The sequence below is a fragment of the Pseudomonadota bacterium genome (genome assembly GCA_039193195.1).
Taxonomy (GTDB): domain Bacteria; phylum Pseudomonadota; class Gammaproteobacteria; order Steroidobacterales; family JBCBZW01; genus JBCBZW01.
Map to the genome: position 1 here is coordinate 42,271 of JBCCWS010000011.1, position 19,114 is coordinate 61,384.

Consider the following 19,114-nt stretch of genomic DNA (forward strand, 5'->3'; position numbering starts at 1 on the left):
CACTGCACCGGCGTGGCGCACGACTTTAGCGCGCCGCTCACCTGATCGGCGCTGCGGCAAGTCGGGAGCACCTCAAGAGTCGCCGCGTGCCGGTCCATACTCACGACTTGGCGGTTGCGGCGGCCGTCAGCGCGGGCAGCAAACGTTTGCAGGGCAACGCCTGGCGTTAGCGAACAACTGGGTAAGGTGATGGCGCGTGCCCGGTAACGGCGTAAGAGTTGTGAGCTGGCGCACAAAATGCATGGCTGTCTTGTCACGGGTCGTCTTGTGGAGCCCCCATGCAGCCACCGCCGCAGCTATCGCGTCGACGGTTTCTTGAACTTGTCGGATCCTCCGGCGGCGCGAGTGCCGCCTACGGCGTCGCGATGGCGCTTGGTCTGTTGCCGGACTTTGCCAACGGCGCGAGCATCCCTTCAGCGCTGATGCGCCCGCGCTCACCTCAGCGTGTGGTCATCCTAGGTGCCGGCATCGCAGGGCTTGCAGCGGCCTACGAGCTTGGGCGGGCCGGCTACGAGGTGACGGTGTTGGAGGCGTCTGCCAGAGCCGGTGGGCGCAACTTCACCGTTCGCCACGGCACCGTGATCGACGAGATTGGCGCACGCCAAGTGTGCGATTTCGACGACCACCCCAACCTCTACTTCAATGCGGGGCCGGCCCGCATCCCCGGCAACCACCGCCGCCTGTTGCACTATTGCCGCGTCCTCGGCGTGCCCCTCGAAGTGTTCGTCAACGAGAACCGCAGCGCCTACGTGCAGGACGATCGCATGTTGGGAGGGCGGCCGATCCGCAACCGCGAGTACGTGACGGACATGCGCGGCTTCCTAAGTGAGCTGCTTTGTAAGGCCATGTCGCCCCAAGCCATGGACGGAACGCTGTCCGCTGACGACATCGAGCGCGTTCGCGAGTTTGCCCGCGCCTACGGCGATCTCGGGCCGGATCACACTTACCAGGGCTCCCATCGTGCGGGCATCGCGGGCGGCGGCATGATCATCCCCGCGAGCGAGCGCGATCCCTTCGAGTTAAAGGAGCTGCTGAAGTCCGATTTCTGGCGATTCCCGATGCACTGGGGAGAGCTAGGCGATCAGGCCACACCGATGATGCAGCCCGTCGGCGGCATGGATCGCATCGTTGCGGGCTTCATGCGTCAGGTTGGATCGATGGTGCGACTGAACTGTCCCGTACGCGGCGTGTTCCTGCGCCCGGGTGGCGTGCGCGTCGCCTACCAGGACGCCAATGGGGAACGTCAGGAGATCGACGCGACCTACTGCCTGAACAGTATCCCCTCCCATCTTCTCTCCGGCATAGAGCATAACTTCCCGGCCCGCTACGCTCGCGCATTGCAGGCACCGACCCGAGGCAAGCTGTTCAAAATTGGTCTGCAGGCGCGTGAACGGTTCTGGGAGCGTGAGGGTATCTACGGCGGTATCTCATGGACTTTCCAGGACATTGCCCAGATTTGGTACCCCAGCCATGGCATCCATAGCGCCAAGGGAATCGTGCTCGGTGCCTACACCTTCCCGCCACAGGTGGGTGAGAAATTCGCACGCCTCACCCCCGCCGAACGCATCGCCAAGGCGATTCGGGAGGGCGAGAAGGTGCACCCGGGGTACGGCAGTTACATGCAAACGGGCATCTCTGTGGCGTGGCACCGGATGAATCACATGCTCGGCTGCGCGGCGCGCTGGGATGAGCAGAACCGGCGTGAGTACTTCCCCACGCTAGCCGCCCCCGTCGGTAATCACTTCATGATCGGCGATCAGGTGAGCTACCACGCGGGCTGGCAGGAGGGCGCTTTGGCATCAGCGCTCAAGGTGATCGAGCAGATCGACGAGCGGACCACGATGGCATCCACCTAACATGGGGACAGTGTCTGATGCAGGGATTGCAACGATACTGTTAGGTGCTGCTCTGATCGCCCCTTCCACGGGGGCGCAGCCCCACGAGCAGTGTCTGCTATGTCATGGTGTACGTGCGCAGGGGAATCAAGCGATCGGCGCGCCCTCCTTGCGAGTGCTGGCCCCCTGGTACGTCGAACAGCAGCTTCATGCCTACCGGGAGGGTCGACGCGGTGGCAACGATGAGTACGGAGCGGTGATGCAGGCTGTGGCTGCGGCTATGAGCGATGAGCAGATCGCAAGCGTAGCGCGCACGGTCATCTCCTTGGAGCCGGAGCAGTCCTCACCCGCTGGCGCTGTGCCCTCGGAGCCTACCGCGGCCGCCGCATACCCAGCGTGTGCCGCGTGCCACGGTGATGATGCCGGTGGCAATCAGACGCTCGGCGCCCCGGCCTTGGCGGGGCAGAACGCCTGGTACTTGCGCAAGCGCATGGATGCCTTCACAAGCGCCAGCGAGTCCGAGCAGGACAGCAGTGTGTTGGCTATGCAGGCCTCACTCGTTAGCCTCGGCGGAGCGGATGCTCTAGATCAACTCAGTCAGTACCTGGCGGCCTTGCCGCCAGTGGACCACGACCGTCTTTCCGGCCAACAGGAGTCAGCCAAGATGAACACCCCCCGCGTGCGTGCAGCGGCCATGCTAGCCAGCACCATGATCGCCGCAGCACCGCTAGCGGCGCAGGAAGTCACCCGGTACCCCCTGCCCAACGGCTCCACCTTCCCCATCGCCCTCGCGGTGGAAACCTCGCCGAACACTACGCTCATTCACCACAGTGGTCTGACACCGCGTCCCGTGGACCCCGACGCCGAGCGTTTCAGTGAGGCCTATTGGGGAGACACGAAGACCCAAGCGATGAGTGTCTTCAGCCGCATGGAGACGTCGCTGGAGAACCTTGGCGTGGGGTTCGGGGACATCATCAAGATGACCGTGTTCCTGGTCGGTACGGAGGCGACGGGAGGTCGGCTGGACTTCGCGGGCTTTATGGAAGCGTACACGCAGTACTTCGGTACCGAAGAGCAGCCCAATCTGCCCGCCCGCTCGGCCGTGCAAGTGGCTGGCTTGGCAGCCCCGGGGATGTTGGTAGAAGTAGAGGTCATCATCGCAAGGCCTGCTGGCGAGTAGCGTCCCACTCGCCCCCCTCCCGAGCGTGTGTGCGAGCGCCCCTGTCGGTGTCGCTCGCGTGGGTGTATCGCCTGCCCAGGCGGCTCACTTCTCGGGCCAACCGGCACGCCGAAGTCTCCTGCCCGTCACTCTCGTACTTATCGATAAGCCGCTCATCGTTGTCAACTACAACTGCAATCAATTGCATTAGCTGAGTGCGCAGTTTTGGTGCATCGCGGAGAGCGTAGGGGTGCGGGCCGTCGCTCGCTTAGCCAAGGCTTGAGCTGCCCCAGACGTCCCTGGCGCTGTTGCTGCAAGCGGGAAAAGCTTCGGTTAATCAGTTAGTAAGCATGCCCGTGGCGCTACTTCCGCTGCGCCGCGATAGGGTTGGCACGACCTATGCACAATTCCCCCCGAGGGCCCGTAGGGGTTCCGTCGGTCGCCGAACGTCTGGGGATGGCGGTGGGGCCAAATTCGTTTCTGGGGAGAGGTGACGCAATGAGCGTACGCAGCAACAGTATTAGGATCGCATTCGCCTTGGGGGCGATGAGTGCGGTGGGGGTCGCGATCGCACAGGAAGGCGAAGTGGAAGAGGTCACCGTAACGGGCCTGCGCGGCGCGCCGCGCACGGCCGTGGATGCGGCAGTACCCGTAGACACCTTTGATGCTTCGGCCATCGAAGCCGTCTCGCACACGGACACACAGGACATCCTGCAGACGCTGGTGCCGTCCTACAACGTCGGTCGCCAACCGATCAGCGACGGCTCCACCTTCATTCGCCCCGCGTCACTGCGGGGGCTACCTTCGCACCACACTTTGGTACTTGTGAACGGCAAGCGCCGCCATCGTGCCTCACTGGTGACGATTGGCGGCGATGGGGCCCAGGGCCCCGACGTTGCCACGATTCCCTCTATCGCTATCCAGAGCATCGAGGTGCTGCGCGATGGCGCGTCGTCACAGTACGGATCGGATGCTATCGCTGGCGTCATCAACTTCAACCTGAAGCAGAACTCCGAAGGCATCGACGTCGCCCTGGACACAGGGCAGTTCTACGAGTCCGATGGCACCAGTGTCACCGCCCAAGCCAACGTAGGCTTGCCCTTGGGCGATTCAGGCTTTCTGTCCATCTCCGGTGAGTTCAACGACGCCGACTTCACCGAGCGAGCTGAGCAATACTGTGAGTCCTGGTTCTGCGTCGACCCTAGCAACCCGCGCTTCGATCCGGACGCCGGTTACGCAGACTTCGTTCTCGGTCGTCCCAATGAGGATGATGCGCGTCTGGACGCCCTTCAGCAGGCCTTCCCGGGGGGCATCGACGATGCGTCCGTAGAGGGCAGCGTCGTCCAGCCCTGGGGCCAGCCCAACGCCCAGTCCGTGCGTTTTTTCTACAACGCGGGCTACGACTTCGACAACGGCATGGAACTCTACAGCTTCGGTAACTACTCCGACAGCGAGGGCGACGGTAGCTTCTTCTACCGCTATCCGGGCAACGGTACAGTGGAGGATCTGCGACTCGAGGACGGCTCACTCTACAGCCCCCTGGAAATCTTCCCGGGTGGCTTCACGCCGCGATTTGAAGGCGAGGTGACCGACTACTCCGTGGCTGGTGGCTTGCGCAGCCGGGAGAACGCCCTGTTCTCCTGGGACGCGAGTGCACGCTACGGGTTCAACGAGATCGACTACCGCCTGTTCAACACGATTAATCCATCACTGGGGCCGGATACGCCGACGGACTTCCGCCCCGGCACCCTGTCCAACGAAGAGTTCCAAGTGCAGCTGGACATGACCAGCGAGTTTGATATCGGGACGGCGTCGCCGCTGGTGGTCGCCTATGGCGCCTCATACCTGGATGAGAGCTACGAGGTAGGCCAGTCCGACGACCCTGCCTCCTACACGCCAGGCCCCTTCGCTGCTCAAGATCCCTTCGGCTTCTGCACGGACGAGGCCGACGTGGCCACACGCACGCCCACGGCAGCGGGCGAGGCGGTCATCGCCAACGGCTCCAGCCTCAGCTGCGCGGATCCGAACGATGCGGTCTACACAGTGGTCGGTGTCGGCTCGAACGGTTTCCCAGGCTATTCGCCCGAATTCTCTGATACCTATGAACGCGATTCTTTCGCGGTGTACCTCGACCTAAGCGCGGACGTCACGGAGAAGTTGCTGTTGCAGGGGGCCGTGCGCTTTGAGGACTATTCGGACTTCGGTAGCGTGACCGTGGGCAAAGTGGCGGCGCGCTACTACGTCACGCCGGCCTTTGGCATCCGTGGCTCTTGGGGCACGGGCTTTCGCGCGCCCACGCCAGGGCAGCAAGGCACTACGAACGTCTCCACCCGCTTGCCGAACGGTTTCCCCGTCGCAACCGGCCTGTTCCCAGCCTCTGGCCCCGTCGCCCAGGCGCTCGGCGCATCACCCCTCGATGCGGAAACCAGCGACAGCTTCACCGTCGGCTTCACCGCCGCGGTCGGTGCGCTGGATCTAACGGTTGACTTCTACCGCATCGACATTGATGACCGCTTCAACGCGATCTCTACGCTCGACGTGTCTGCCGATCCCGAAAGCGGAGATGCCTTCGACAACTTCCTGGCCTTGCAAGCGGCTGGTGTGGTGGGTGCAGAGTCGATCGGCGGCGTCAACTACTTTACCAACGCTTTCGATAGCCGCACGCAGGGTGTGGACGTGGTGGCCACCTACCCGGTGGCCTGGGGCAATGCGGGCACCACGGACTTCATGTTCTCGATGAACTACAACGAAAACGAGCTTCGCTCGGATGCTAGTGAGTTTCTAAACCCCGAAGCACAGTTCGACTTTGAGAACGCTGACCCGAACCTACGTTTCAATGTGACCGGAGTGCACAACATCGGCCGCTTCACCGTGCTCGCGCGCGGCCGCTTCTTCGGCCCGAGCGACAACTCGGATAACACCGATCCACTGTCGATCCAGGAGTACGACAGCACGCTCTTCGTCGACCTCGAGGCGAGCTATCAGGTCACGGACCGCGTCCGCATGACCGTAGGCGGTCGTAACCTATTCGACACCTTCCCCGACGAGGTGGACCGCATCGCCAGCGATAACGACTTTTGCTGCGGGCGCATATTCGCGTCGAGCTCGATCGTGCCCTGGCAAGGTGGCTACTACTACGCGCGCCTGAACGCTAGTTTCTAGCGCGACGATCCCCCCGGGCGCGGCCAATCCCTCTCTTCCCTCTTTTGGCCGCGCCCACCTTCTTGCTGACGAGGGGCTAGCGACGTATCGACCCTAGCCCCTCGTTGCCCTGGGCCACGGTGGACATCGCTGGTGTTCGTCAGGGCAGGCGGTTACGCTCCTTCGCGTGATCGCTCAGGGAACGACCCTCCCCATGAATTCCTCAGCCGCCCTTGGCTCGCGGCCCGCCCTCTTGTCGCTGCTCGCCCGGCTGCTCCTGTGCCTTGCCCTGCCCGCGCTAGCCCAACCTTCGGTCACGATCGGAGTGTTGCTCGACGGCCCTGACGAGCTGGCGCAAACGCAACTCCCCGCGATTCAGCGCGAGATGGTCGATCTCCTGCGCCCAGATGTACAGCCGCGCTTTCCCGCCGCCAAGCAGCTCGACGGAGGCTGGCGCCTAGCGGGGGTGCGTGCCAGCTTGCGCCAGCTTCTCGATGATGACGAGGTAGACCTGATCATCACCTTAGGTCTCGTTGCCTCTCACGAGGCCGCCCGCGTTGAGCGCTTGCGAAAGCCGGTGATTGCGGCGCGAGTGGCAGACGCCGCACTGCAGGGCTTTCCCTTCGAGGCCGGCGCGAGCGGTAAGGCGAACTTCACCTACGTGACGAGCTTGCGCGAGGTGGAGCAGGACCTGGAGAGCTTCTATCGCATCAGCCCCTTCGAGCACCTCACGGTGCTGGTGGACGCGCTCACCTTGGAGTCGATTCCGCAGCTGCGCCAGCGTGCCGAGGCGACTGAGGCCGCCTTCTCAGTGAGCGTGGATGTGGTCCCAGTCACCGATTCGGTGGCGGACGCGCTCCGGCGCTTGCCCAAGCGCACGGACGCAGTGTACGTGACACCGTTGCACCGCTTTAGCGGTGCGGACATGCGCGCCCTGGCCGATGGGCTGATCGCGCAGCGCTTGCCAAGCTTCTCCCTGCTTGGGCGCACCCAGGTGGAGCAGGGGTTGATGCTGGCCACCGGCGGCGGCAGTGATGATCTCACGCGGTACGCCCGCCGAATCGCCTTGATGGCCCAGCGAATCCTGCTCGGCGAGCCGGCCGCGGAGTTGGGAGTCGCCTTGCCGCAAGCGGAGCGTGTCGCGATCAACATGCGCTCCGCAAGAGCCATCGGGTTCCTGCCCCGGTGGTCCGTCCTGGTCGATGCGATCCGCATTGACGATGTCGAACCCGATCAAGGGGAAGCCTTCAGCTTGATCGGCGCCATGCTAGACGCGATCGATCGCAACCTCGGCTTGCGCGCGGACGAGCTCGATGTGCGCATCGCCGAGGATACGGTCGATCAGGCTCGCTCAGGTCTGCTGCCTCAGGTATCAAGTTCTCTCAGCCGGACGCAGATCGACGGCGACCGTGCCGCGCCCGGGATCTCCAGCGAGCGCTCCATCGATGCGGGCATCGAAGTCTCGCAGGTGATCTATGCCGAAGAGGTGCGGGCGGGCTTCGTGGTCTCTCGCTTCCTGCGCGAGTCTCAAGACCATGCCTATCGCGCTCGTGTGCTCGATGTACTGCAGCTGGCGGCAAACGCCTACCTCGGCGTACTTCGGGCGAAGGCCCTCGAGAGCGTTCGAGCGTCCAACCTCGAAGTGACGCGCACCAACTTCGAACTCGCCCGTACCCGCGAGCGCATCGGCATTAGCGGCCGCGGCGATGTGCTGCGCTGGGAGAGCGAGCTGGCCACGGACAAGCGCGATCTGTTGGCGGCAGAGGCGGACCGTCGCGCCGCCGAAGTGGAGCTCAGCCGGGTTCTCAATCGACCTCAGCGTATCGCCTTGGCTACTACCGACGCTGGGACACAGGGCCCCTTACAGGCCTTGGAGGATCCGCGATTCACGCGCTTTATCGACAACCCCATCGTATGGGAGACGTTCCAGGAGTACGTCGTCGAAGACGCCCTGCGCCAGGCCCCGGAGTTAGCTCAATTCGACGCCCTGGAATCGGCCCAAGAACGGGACCTGCTTGCGCAGAAACGTAGCTTCTATATCCCTTCGGTGACCGTGGGTGGTAGCGGCTCGAGCAACCTCGATCGCAGTGGCCGCGGCTCTGACTTCGCGGGTGCCGGCCTCGATGATGAGAGTTGGAACGTGGGCGTGCAGCTGAGCTTGCCGCTCTTCGCTGGCGGCGCCCGCCGGGCGGCGCGTTCCCAGGCGGCCCACGAACTCGATCAAATTCAAACCCAGCGAGCAGACCTGGCGCAGCGGGTAGAGGCGCGCGCCCGCGCGGCGCTCAAGCAGACGGGCGGCTCCTATCCGGCGATTGAGCTGTCTGGGGATGCTGCCCGTGCGGCGGCCGAGAACCTCGAGCTTATCGCCGATGCCTACTCCCAGGGAGCCGTGTCCATCACCGATCTGGTGAACGCCCAGGACGCAGCCCTGGCCGCCAACTTGGCCCAAGCCGAGGCCCGCTACGCCTTCCTGCTGGACTACGTGGAACTAGTACGAGCCTCAGGCAGTTTCGAGTCTGTGCTCAGCCAGGATGGGCTGGAAGCCTGGTTCGTCCGCCTAGCGGAGTACTTTGCTGATCGCGGCGTGCAGCCGCTCGCGCCGGAGAGACCGAGATGACCCGTGCCAACGCCCAGCCTCGCGCCGCGCTGATCGCCGCACTGCCCCTGTTCACCCTGGCCGCGTGTGACACGCCGACACCGGAGGTGGCTCCCGTGGTTCGGCCGGTGCGTTACGAACGCGTGCTGCCGAGGGATTCCGCGGAGGTGCGTACCTTCTCAGGTGTCGCCCAGGCGGCCCTCGAGAGTAACTTGAGCTTCAAGGTCAGCGGCACGGTCACGAATCTGCTGGTGGAGGTGGGAGATGGGGTCACGCCGCAGCAGGTGATCGCTCGCCTCGATCCCACGGATTACCAGGTGCGTGTGCAAGAGGCGGAGGCGGGCCTGGCCTCGGCCGAAGCCAGCGAGCGCAACGCCCGTGCCTCCTACGACCGTACCCGAGGGCTGTACGAGAACCGCAATGCGTCGCGCAGCGAACTGGACGCGTCCCGAGCTCAGTCCGAATCGGCGGCCGCGCAGGTACGCCAAGCCACTCAGCAGCTCGAAGCGGCACGCTTGCAGCTCTCCTATACGCGCTTGCGCGCGCCCCAGGAGTGCACGGTCGCGCAAACGCCGGTGAAGACGAGTGAGAACGTTTCGGCTGGCCAGCTGGTGGTGCGGGTGAACTGCGGCGACTGTCCCGAAGTGCAGGTGAGCGTTCCCGGCACGGTGATCTCGCGCGTGCGCGAGGGCGATCCCGTCTCCGTGGTGATCGGCGCTCTGGAGGACCGGCAGTTTCCGGCGACGGTGACCGAGGTCGGCGTGGCGTCGGGCAACGGGTCGTCGGCATTTCCCGTCACGGTGGCACTGATCGAAGGCTGCAGCGCTGTGCGTTCCGGCATGGCGGGCGATGTGATCTTCGAGATCGGCGTCGAATCAAGTGGGGACGAGTTGGTCGTGCCGCTGGTGGCTGTCGGCGAGGATGCGGCGGGTAAATTCGTCTTCGTGCTGGAGCCGGATGAGGGTGAACTATGGCGGGCCTTGCGCAGAGAGGTGACCGTTGGGGACCTCACGCCCGGGGGCGTCTCCGTTCGCCAGGGTCTCTCACCCGGGGAGCTCGTAGTTACTGCTGGTGTTAGTCGCATCCAGCCGAATCAGATCGTGCGCTTGCTGGAGCGCTGAGCCGTGAACATCACCCAGCTGGCTATGTCCCGAGACCGGGTGACGTTGGTCGCCTTGGCAGTGGTGCTGATGGCAGGCCTCGCTGCCTACCAGTCGATGCCACGCAACGAGGATCCCGGTTTCATCATCCGCACTGCGTTAGTGCAGACCCTGTTTCCCGGTGCTAGCCCTGAGCGCGTCGAGCAGCTGGTCACCGACAAGCTCGAAGAGGCCATTCAAGAGATGCCGGAGCTCGACTACGTCAGTAGCGATTCGAAGGCTGGCGTCTCCGTCATATACGTCAATGTAAAGGAGAGCTACACCCAGATGCGCCCCATCTGGGACAAGCTGCGGCGCAAGGTGGATTCCGCGCAAAGCAACCTGCCGGACGATGTGATCGGCCCCTTCGTGAACGATGAGTTCGGCGATGTTTTCGGCACTGTCGTCTCGGTAGTGGGCGAGGGCTTCAGCTACCGCGAGCTCGAGGATATCGCCGAGGAGGTGCGCGATGAGCTGCTGCTCATCGACAACGTTGCTAAGGTGGAGATCTTCGGTACGCAGGAGGAGCGGATCTTCGTCGAGTACGACAACGCGCGCCTCGCTGAGCTAGGTCTCTCTCCTGTGCAGCTGCAGAGCATTCTCACCAGTCGCAACATCATCCTGCCCGGCGGCGACCTGATCACCGAGTACGAGAAACTCCTGCTCGAGCCGTCCGGCAACTTCCAGACCCTCGACGAACTCGGGCGCACCATCGTCAACGTACCTGGCTCGAACGATGTGATTCGCTTGCAGGACATCGTCGCCATCGAGCGTGGCTATGTGGATCCGCCCGAGGAGCTGTTCCGCTACAACGGGGAGCCGGGCCTTTCCCTGCATGTATCACTGCGTGAGGGCGGCAACGTCATCGATCTGGGGGAGGACGTGCGCCGCGTTGTAGAGCGCGCGCGTAGCGTCTACCCCATCGGCGTCGAGTTCGAACTGCTTCTGGATCAGGCGCAGGTGGTCCAGCGCAAGGTGGATGAGTTCACCGGCAGCCTGGTACAAGCGGTGCTGATTGTGGCGGCCGTCATGTTGGTGTTCCTCGGCCTGCGTACGGGCCTGATCGTGGCGAGCCTGATTCCGGCGGCGATGATCTCTGCTCTATTGATCATGTCTACGATCGGTGTCGGGCTCGATCAGATGTCCCTTGCGGCGTTGATCATCGCTCTTGGGATGTTGGTTGATAACGCCATCGTCATGACCGAGTCGGTGATGGTGCGCATGGGCGCTGGGGAATCCGCTTGGGACGCGAGCCTGAACGCGGCGGCGGAGCTACGTCTGCCTTTGCTGATCTCCTCGCTTACCACCTCGGCTGCCTTCCTGCCGATCTACCTTGCCGAGTCGTCCACGGGCGAGTACACGGCGCCCTTGTTCATCGTGGTGACGATCACCTTGCTTTGCTCTTGGGTGCTCGCCCTCACGATGGTGCCTTTGCTGTGCTCTCGATTTCTTCGCATCAAGGTTCGCGAGGAGGGCACGGATCCCTACGGCGGCCCCTTTTATGGTGTCTACCGCGCGCTGCTGTTGCTGGCTCTGCGCCATCGGTTCATCGCCCTTGGCCTCGTCGGAGCCGTGTGGTGGGGTGCCATGCAGGGCTTTGCATACGTGCCGAACATCTTCTTTCCGGACAACGATCGTCCGCAGTTCACGGCCGAGGTTGAGCTGCCGAATAGTGCACCGATCGAGCGAATGGACGCCCTGATGCAGGCACTCGATGATTTCGTTCGCGATCGACTAAGTGCGCGTAATGAGGAGCCTGGGATTACTCAATGGGGCACCTTCGTCGGTGCCGGGGCACCGAAGTTTCTGCTGCCCTACAACCCCGAGCCCGCGTCGCCGAACTACGCGATGGTGCTCGGTGAGGCGAGCAGCGTAGAGCAGATCACGGCGCGTATCGTACCTGAGTTGGAGGACTACCTGGAGAACGAGTTTCCGGATGCGAACCCCACCATTCGCCCGCTACCCCTCGGTGCTCCCGCCTGGCCGCCGGTCTCCATAAGGCTCTCGGGACGAGACACGGAGGAGCTGTTCCGTATCGCCGACGCGCTCAAAGGGCAGCTCGAGCAGGTGGCCGGCGCGCGACAGGTGACCGACGACTGGGGCCCTCGCTCGAAGAAGCTGCAGGTGGGGGTGGATGAGACCCGCGCCCGCCTCGCTGGGGTGACGAACCAAGACGTGGCGCTCTCCCTGCAGACGGCCCTCGACGGTCTGGAGACCACCGAGTACCGCGAAGCGGATGAGCTTATCCCCGTGATCCTGCGTTCGCGCGGCGCGGTGGGCAGCTTGCCCAAGCGCGGCAGCGCGGTGCCATCGGTGAACGTGTACGCCCAGTCCAGCGGGCGCAACGTGCCCCTTGACGATGTGGCCACCGTACGTTTGGTATGGGAGCCGGCGATCGTCCGCCATCGCGATCGCCTGCGCACCGTGGCGGTGGAAGCGCTGCTAGTACCAGGGTATACGGCGAGCGAAGTGAACGCCGCGATCAGTCCCTGGCTCGAGGAGCAAGCGAAGACCTGGCCCTTCGGCTACGCCTGGGAATTCGGCGGTGAGGCGGAGACCTCGGGCACGGCCAATGCGTCGATCGCAGCCAAGCTGCCGATCGCCGGTCTGATTATCCTGCTTTTGCTGGTGGCGCAGTTCAACAGCTTGCGCCGCCCCTTGATCGTGTTGATTACGATTCCCCTCGGCCTCATCGGCGTGGTGGCGGGGCTGCTCATCGCACGCTCCTACGTTGGCTTTATGACTCTGCTAGGTATCATTTCACTCGCAGGTATCGTGATCAACAACGCCATCGTACTGCTCGATCGCATCCGAATCGAGACTGATGAGCAGGGCCTGTCGCCAGCGGACGCCGTGCTGCGCTCGGCGCAAACGCGCCTGCGGCCGATCCTGTTGACGACGGTCACCACCGTGGGCGGGCTGCTGCCCCTGTGGTTGAGCGGTGGCCCCATGTGGGAGCCGATGGCGATCAGCATCATCTTTGGGCTGCTATTCGCCACCGTGTTGACCCTTGGCGTCGTGCCGCTCCTCTACTCCCTGTTCTTCGGGGTTAGCTTCAAGCGCACCTAGGGGCCTAAGGCCTTTACCCGCATCGCGATTCGGCGGCATTCCTGCTCGTCGCTGCTTCCTCAGCCGCCCGCCTGCTGAGCAAGCAGCTGGCCCCTGGGTCACGCCGCCCGCGACATCGTGCTCATGACCACCGCTATGCGCCTTGCGGCGCGTGTGCGTGGTGAGGATACGGTCGCCCGCTTCGGTGGTGATGAGTTCGCCGCAGTGCTCACGGACCTAATGATGCCGCGCGCATCGATGCGGTTTGCCAGGACATGATCGAGCGGGTGGCGGAGCCGATCACGATCGACGGTCATCAGGTGGGCGTGACCACCAGCATCGGCGTCGCCGTTTACCCGGATCATGGGGCGGACGCAAGTACGCTGATGAGCAATGCCGACATCGCCATGTACGACGCAAAGGGAGCGGGAAAGAACCGCGTGCGGGTCTTCGACACCACGCTCCAAGATCGCCTGACCGACCGAGTGCGCATCCAGCGCGATCTTCGCCAGGCGATCGAGCAGGAGCAGCTGGAGGTGTACTTCCAGCCGGTGGTCAAGCTGCGCACCCAGCGGGTGGAGAGCGCCGAGGCACTGCCGTTCAAGGTGCTGAAGATCGACCGCTCATTGATCCGCAACATCGAAGACGAAGCACGTCCCCTGGCGATCGTCGCCTCCATTCTGTCTATGTCGCGAGCGCTTGGCATGAGCGTGATCGCAGAGGGTGTGGAGACCAGGGAAGCGCTCAGTGCCCTGCGCGGGCTAGGTTGCCAGGCGGCGCAAGGCTTCCTGTTCCAGGCGCCAGTCAGTGCCCAGGCCTTCGATCCGCAGACCGACTTCCCGCACGTGTCAGCGACGCCGCCAGACGCCGCCTCGGGAGTCACCGCCTTTGCAGCGGGTTGGAATTCGACCGACAAAAGCCGAACGAGGTGTCTAGCCTGCGTCCCCAACGGAGCGCAAGTGCTTGACGCTCGGCGCCCCCACAGCGCGATCGCGCCCCTGCGTTTTGGCCAGGTAAAGGGCCTCGTCTGCCGCCTTCACAAGGGGATCACCCACGTGGCGCGTGCAGTCTTCGGCCGTGGCGAATCCGATGCTGACGGTGACCAGGCCCAGGGGCGATCGTTCGTGGGGCATTCGCTGTCGCGCGAGCGCTGCGCGAATTCGCTCTGCTACTTGAGCGGCGCCCGCGAAGGGCGTCTGCGGCAGGATGACGGCAAACTCCTCCCCGCCGTAGCGAGCCACGACGTCTCGCGGGCGGGCGCAGCTTTCCTGCAGGGCGCTGGCGATTCGACGCAGGGCGTCGTCGCCATCTAGGTGCCCGTAGTGATCGTTGTAGTGCTTGAAGTAGTCCACATCGATGAGCAGCACGGAAAGCGGTGTTCCCTCGCGCGCGGCCGATCTCGCGGCGCATTCCAGACCCTCATTTAGGGCACGTCGATTGAGCACACCGGTCAAGCCGTCCTGGCGGCTGAGTACTTCCAGCCGTGCGTTGGCCTCCACTAAATCAGCGGTACGCTCGGCGATCTCCGCCTCCCGTTCGCGCACGGTGTTGGTCAACTGAGCCTGCAGGGTCTCGCCGCGGTCGACGGCCTCGCGAAGGGCGCTGTAGGAGACACGCAGACGTTGGGTGACTTCCTTCAAATGCATGGCGATCCGTCGAATCTCAGGGGGCGCCAAGCGGGGAGCCTCCGGTGCCTGTGCCTGCTCCGGATCCAACGCGCTTACCTCCTGATCGAGCCAAGCCAACGGGTGGGAGATGAAAGCGGCCAGGCCGATCGCCACCGCCACCGTGACCAGTAGCGCCAACGCGGCCCATAGCAGCGCGAAGCGGAACTCGCCCCAGCGCTGGCTGGCGATACGATCGCGCGGCAGGCGCATTAGCACGCGCCAGCCGCTGCCTGCTGGCGCGGCGGCGGTGATGTAGCCATCAGGTCGTTCGATGCCCTGGGGGTCGTCCCTGGCCCAGCTGCTGTCGGAGATCTGTGTGAGTGGGCCGAAGCGCAGACCCGTGGACTGGTGGATCATGCGATTTCGCTGGTCCACTAGCATCACCTCTAACCCTGGTGGGAGTTCCTCAGCGGTGAAGAGACCTTCGAACTCGTCGAGGACAAGCGAGCCCTCGACGATGCCGGCGAAGCTACCGTCGCTGAGCTGGATCGGTGCACTCACCGCGACGATGAGCACTTGCACGTCCGTGCCGCGGCCAAGGAAGACCTCCGATACGAAGGCGCTCTCGGTCGCCTTGGCGATCTGAAAATAGTTGCGGTCGCTGACGTTGTCTGCGCTTACCACCCACTGCACGGGGGTGCCCGCCTCGCGGATCGTGGAGGCGAGGATGTTCGCCTTCACGTCCGTGGACAAGGTCGTGTTGAAGTCCCCGTAGGCGCGATGGAAGGCGAGGAGATCGCGCAGGCGATCGTCGCTCCCATACTCGATGCTGTGAGCCACGCTTTGCGCCAGCTGGATCACGGCGCGACGGTGTTCGGCGATGAAGGTATCCACGGAACGCCCGAGGAACGATCCAAGTCGCACCATACGCTCCGCCGAGCGCTCCGCGCGCTGTTCGGCGCCGCGGTCGGCCAGGAGGTAGGAGAGGGTGGTCGCAGGGATCACGGCAACCGTACACATGGCCGTGATCAACCAACTCCGGAGGGACGTCTTCGAGAGCAACATCACTTGATGGCAAAGCAACACCGGTCATAGCTAGGGTAAACGCCCTTAGGGAGCGTTACCGTGGCCGGGTTCACCGGTTTTCGCGTCGCCTAGGCCGGCGGGGGGCGCTGGGTCGCGCGGTGCCCAGAACGGGAGTCCTGTGTGCGGTGGGTCACCCATCCACCGGTCGATTACGTTCAGTCGCAGAATCGGTCAGTTGCGGAGGGAGATTCGCGCGCGGTACTCGCGCGGTGACCAGCCAATAGTCTTACTGAACTGCTTGCTGAAGTGGTACTCGTCGCAAAAGCCCAGCTCCGCTGCGATATGGCTCAAGGTCTTGCTGCGGTCGCAGAGCAGGCGGCAGGCGGATTCCATGAGGACCGCGGTGCGGTAGCGGCCGGGCGACAGGCCCGACAGCTTCTTGAACTTCTTGCGAAAGACCTCGTAGTGAACGTTCATGGCGGCGGCGGCGACCTTGGGGTCGGAATACTCCTCGATGTTCTGCTTCGCTTCGGCGAGCCACATCAGTCGACCTTCCGCGTCTTCGCGGGTGGCGCGTTGGATCTCCGCCAGAAGTTCCTGCAGGCGGATGGCCTCGCGCATCATCTCGTCGGCATCGTCGCCGTGAGCTTCGCCGATCGCCTGCTTGATTCGCCCCAGCCAGTAGTCGACTGGCGAGAGGTGGATCACCGGTCTGGAGCGATCGAAGCAGCCCTGTTCGAGCCACAGGTCGAAGGCAGGGCCCTCGAATACCAGGTAGAGCTCATCCCATGTCTCTCCCCGCGGGGGGCCGTACCAGTGCTCGAGGCCCGGCAGCACCACGATCGCGTTGCCCGGCTCCACGTCGGCCCGGTTGCCGAGGGCGTCCCGATAGGCGCCGCGTCCCCGCACCACGTAGACCAAGGTGAAGTGGGGTAGCGTGCGCCGCGGCGTCAATACGCCTGCGCCCTGCTTGACGAAGCAGGCGATGCGAATCCCACCGAGGGGCGAGACGGCGATGCTGCGTTTGAAGAAGGTGCTCTCTTCCAAGGGGTCGGACCCTCCCCTCCAGGTCCACTCATCTGCGTGAAGCACACCAAAAAACACATCTTCCGTCCAAATCCAACCTTCCCCTCGCCGATCCCAGAGATGATGCTGGGCGCAGGAATTTGGATCACTGCGCCTGGGCTGTCCGAGCTCGCGACGGTAACCTGGTGCCGGTCAAGAACTAAGTGCTCATGGCGGAAGAACGCTCTACACCGAGCCCTGGCGAGGCCGATATGACCTTGCATCGGGCCGCGCCCGCGCCCGTGGAAGATGCCGCGGGTGATCGCTTCACGCGCCTGCGCAGCGATGCGGTGGAGCTGATCTTGGACACTAGTCCCGGCGGGCGACCGTGTATCGTCTACTGGGGGCAAGCACTTCAGCACAGCTCTCCGGAGGAGCTGGCACTGCTCTCCGTGCGCCAGTGGACCGTGGGCGGCCCCGCCGTCGACGTGCAGTCCTCCCTATCGAACGAACTCGGCACCGGCCTATCCGGGCCAGCGGGGTTCGTTGCCCATCGTGCGAGCGAGGACTGGGCGGCGATCTTGCGCATCGTGCGCGTGGTCCAACCGACCCGCCACGAGGCCCAAATATACTGCGAGGACGCGAACACGCAGCTCAGTGCGGTGTACACCCTCAGCCTCGATCCCGAAAGCCATGTGTTGAGCGCACGCACGCGTATCGTGAACCGTGGCGAGAAGCCGCTCACGATCGATTGGTGTGCCTCCATCTGCATGCCGCTCGACAGGCGCCTCATACGTTTGCTCGCTTTTACCGGTCGCTGGGCCCAAGAGTTCCAGGCTCAGGAAGTCGCCTCCTTTCGGGGCAGCTACGTGCGGGAGAATCGCAGCGGGCGCACCAGTCACGACAATTTCCCCGGCCTGATCGCCATGGCCAAGTTCACCAGCGAGAAGGCGGGCCCTGCCGCCGGCTTTCACCTCGGGTGGAGCGGCAACAATCGCGTGCGCGTCGATCGTCACGGGGACGGCCGGGCCTTCGCTCAGATGGGCGAGTTGTTCTATCCGGGCGAGATGGAGCTTGGTCAGGGCGAGGAGTACGAGACGCCGCCGGTCTACGCCGCCTGGAGCAACGACGGCCTCAACGCGCTCTCCCAGCGCTTCCATCGCCATTTGGTACGTCGGGTGATGGACGGCCGGGCGAGACGCAAGGCGCGTCCCGTTCACTTCAACACCTGGGAGGCGATCTACTTCGATCACTCGCCGCAGCGTCTGCTCACCCTGGCAACGCGCGCGGCCGCCCTTGGCGCGGAGCGCTTCGTGTTGGATGACGGCTGGTTCGGCGGCCGTCGCGACGAGCGCTCGGGGCTCGGCGATTGGTGGGTCTCCCGCGAGGTGTACCCGAACGGATTGGATGCTCTGGTCGAGCACGTGCGCGAGCTGGGGATGGAGTTTGGCATCTGGTTCGAACCGGAGATGGTCAATCCGAACAGCGATCTGTACCGGGCGCATCCCGACTGGATCTTGGAGGCGAACGGCGTAGAACAGGTGCCGTTTCGCGACCAGTACACCCTCGATCTCACTAAGCCCGCAGTCTTCGACTATCTCTTTGACTGCATATCGCGCGTGGTGCAGGAGTACGGCGTGTCCTACGTGAAATGGGATATGAACCGGGATATTCATCACCCCGGCAGCGCGGGTCGAGGGGCGATCCACCGCCAAACGCGCGCGGTGTACTCACTGATCGCCAAGCTACGGGCGGCGCACCCGTCGCTCGAGATTGAGAGCTGCTCCTCGGGTGGCGGTCGCGCCGACTACGGCGTGCTTCGCTACGCCGATCGCCTGTGGCCGTCCGACAGCAACGATGCGGGCGATCGCCAGCACATCCAAAGAGGTGCGAGTTACTTTTTCCCGACCAGCGTCATAGGCACCCACGTCGGGCCTCGTACGTGTCATATCACCCGCCGCGTGTACAGCATGGAGTACCGCGCCGGCACTGCCCTGTTCGGCCACATGGGCATCGAGCTCGACCCGGAACAGGAGAGCGAAGAGGATCTCGAGACGCTGAGTAAGGCTGTCGCCCTCTACAAGCAGCATCGCCAGCTCATCCATGAGGGGGATTTCGCCCGCCTGGATTCCTCGGACTACCTGAACGTGATCGGCGTGGTAGCCCGTGACAAGTCGGCGGCGCTGTTCTCCTGTGCGAAGACGGACGGTCACAGCACGACCTTGCCTGGGCGGTTCCGCTTCGCTGGCTTGGATCCGGCCCGCCGCTATCGCATGCGGGTGGTATGGCCGACGGCAAACGTGTCGGTGACCTCTCCGTCGATCGTCGACGCGGCCATGCTGCTGGAGCAAGGCGCGGTCTTCTCTGGTGAATCGCTTCTCGTGCACGGCGTCCAGCTACCCTTGATGCACCCAGATACCTGTCTCGTGTATCACTTCGCGGCCGAGGGTGACTGAGCGCGACCCAGGCCCTGGTGCTGTGGCCCAGAAAGCACAAGTCTGTGCCAAAGGGTCAATTGGATTGTCTGCGGCAGGCGCTAGCCTGCTTGCCTGTATCAG

Annotated in this window: 10 protein-coding genes; 8 read left to right on the top strand and 2 right to left on the bottom strand. The window is 64.0% G+C overall.

Features of this window, described 5'->3' with window-relative positions:
- The first annotated feature begins 278 nt into the window (after nucleotides 1–278).
- The 7 genes from AAGA68_11545 to AAGA68_11575 all read left to right on the top strand — a co-directional run bounded on the left by AAGA68_11545 (nucleotide 279) and on the right by AAGA68_11575 (nucleotide 13,197).
- Complete coding sequence (locus AAGA68_11545; GenBank protein ID MEM9385686.1) at nucleotides 279–1,856, top strand: FAD-dependent oxidoreductase; 1,578 nt, start codon at nucleotides 279–281, stop codon at nucleotides 1,854–1,856.
- Between the two features lies 1 nt (nucleotide 1,857).
- Nucleotides 1,858–3,015: a Rid family hydrolase gene (locus tag AAGA68_11550; GenBank protein ID MEM9385687.1), complete on the top strand. Its 1,158-nt coding sequence runs from the start codon at nucleotides 1,858–1,860 to the stop codon at nucleotides 3,013–3,015.
- Between the two features lie 477 nt (nucleotides 3,016–3,492).
- Nucleotides 3,493–6,156 carry a TonB-dependent receptor gene (locus tag AAGA68_11555; GenBank protein MEM9385688.1) on the top strand — a complete coding sequence of 888 codons (2,664 nt, stop codon included), beginning with the start codon at nucleotides 3,493–3,495 and terminating at the stop codon, nucleotides 6,154–6,156.
- A gap of 193 nt (nucleotides 6,157–6,349) precedes the next feature.
- The gene (locus tag AAGA68_11560) at nucleotides 6,350–8,752 is read left to right on the top strand and encodes a TolC family protein (GenBank protein MEM9385689.1); all 2,403 of its coding nucleotides are present in this window, start codon (nucleotides 6,350–6,352) and stop codon (nucleotides 8,750–8,752) included.
- Nucleotides 8,749–9,852 carry an efflux RND transporter periplasmic adaptor subunit gene (locus tag AAGA68_11565; protein MEM9385690.1) on the top strand — a complete coding sequence of 368 codons (1,104 nt, stop codon included), beginning with the start codon at nucleotides 8,749–8,751 and terminating at the stop codon, nucleotides 9,850–9,852. The genes AAGA68_11560 and AAGA68_11565 overlap by 4 nt, the downstream gene beginning before the upstream one ends.
- A gap of 3 nt (nucleotides 9,853–9,855) precedes the next feature.
- On the top strand, nucleotides 9,856–12,939 hold the full coding sequence (locus tag AAGA68_11570) for an efflux RND transporter permease subunit (protein MEM9385691.1): 3,084 nt from the start codon (nucleotides 9,856–9,858) through the stop codon (nucleotides 12,937–12,939).
- A gap of 93 nt (nucleotides 12,940–13,032) precedes the next feature.
- Nucleotides 13,033–13,197, top strand: a complete 165-nt coding sequence (locus AAGA68_11575; protein ID MEM9385692.1) for a diguanylate cyclase — start codon at nucleotides 13,033–13,035, stop codon at nucleotides 13,195–13,197.
- Between the two features lie 653 nt (nucleotides 13,198–13,850).
- Here AAGA68_11575 and AAGA68_11580 read toward each other — a convergent pair.
- Entirely contained in the window at nucleotides 13,851–15,545 is a 1,695-nt protein-coding gene (locus AAGA68_11580; protein ID MEM9385693.1) for a diguanylate cyclase, read from the bottom strand.
- A gap of 237 nt (nucleotides 15,546–15,782) precedes the next feature.
- A complete protein-coding gene (locus tag AAGA68_11585; protein ID MEM9385694.1) occupies nucleotides 15,783–16,598 on the bottom strand; it encodes an AraC family transcriptional regulator in 816 nt (271 codons plus the stop codon).
- Between the two features lie 188 nt (nucleotides 16,599–16,786).
- On the opposite strand from AAGA68_11585, the gene AAGA68_11590 reads away from it, so the two are divergent.
- Nucleotides 16,787–19,012: an alpha-galactosidase gene (locus AAGA68_11590; protein MEM9385695.1), complete on the top strand. Its 2,226-nt coding sequence runs from the start codon at nucleotides 16,787–16,789 to the stop codon at nucleotides 19,010–19,012.
- Nucleotides 19,013–19,114: the final 102 nt, after the last annotated feature.

Bases quoted from the DNA above. Each gene is read 5' to 3' on its own strand.
- AAGA68_11545 (MEM9385686.1), top strand. From the start codon at position 279: ATGCAGCCACCGCCGCAGCTATCGCGTCGACGGTTTCTTGAACTTGTC.
- AAGA68_11550 (MEM9385687.1), top strand. From the start codon at position 1,858: ATGGGGACAGTGTCTGATGCAGGGATTGCAACGATACTGTTAGGTGCT.
- AAGA68_11555 (MEM9385688.1), top strand. From the start codon at position 3,493: ATGAGCGTACGCAGCAACAGTATTAGGATCGCATTCGCCTTGGGGGCG.
- AAGA68_11560 (MEM9385689.1), top strand. From the start codon at position 6,350: ATGAATTCCTCAGCCGCCCTTGGCTCGCGGCCCGCCCTCTTGTCGCTG.
- AAGA68_11565 (MEM9385690.1), top strand. From the start codon at position 8,749: ATGACCCGTGCCAACGCCCAGCCTCGCGCCGCGCTGATCGCCGCACTG.
- AAGA68_11580 (MEM9385693.1), bottom strand. From the start codon at position 15,545: ATGTGTACGGTTGCCGTGATCCCTGCGACCACCCTCTCCTACCTCCTG.
- AAGA68_11590 (MEM9385695.1), top strand. From the start codon at position 16,787: ATGGCGGAAGAACGCTCTACACCGAGCCCTGGCGAGGCCGATATGACC.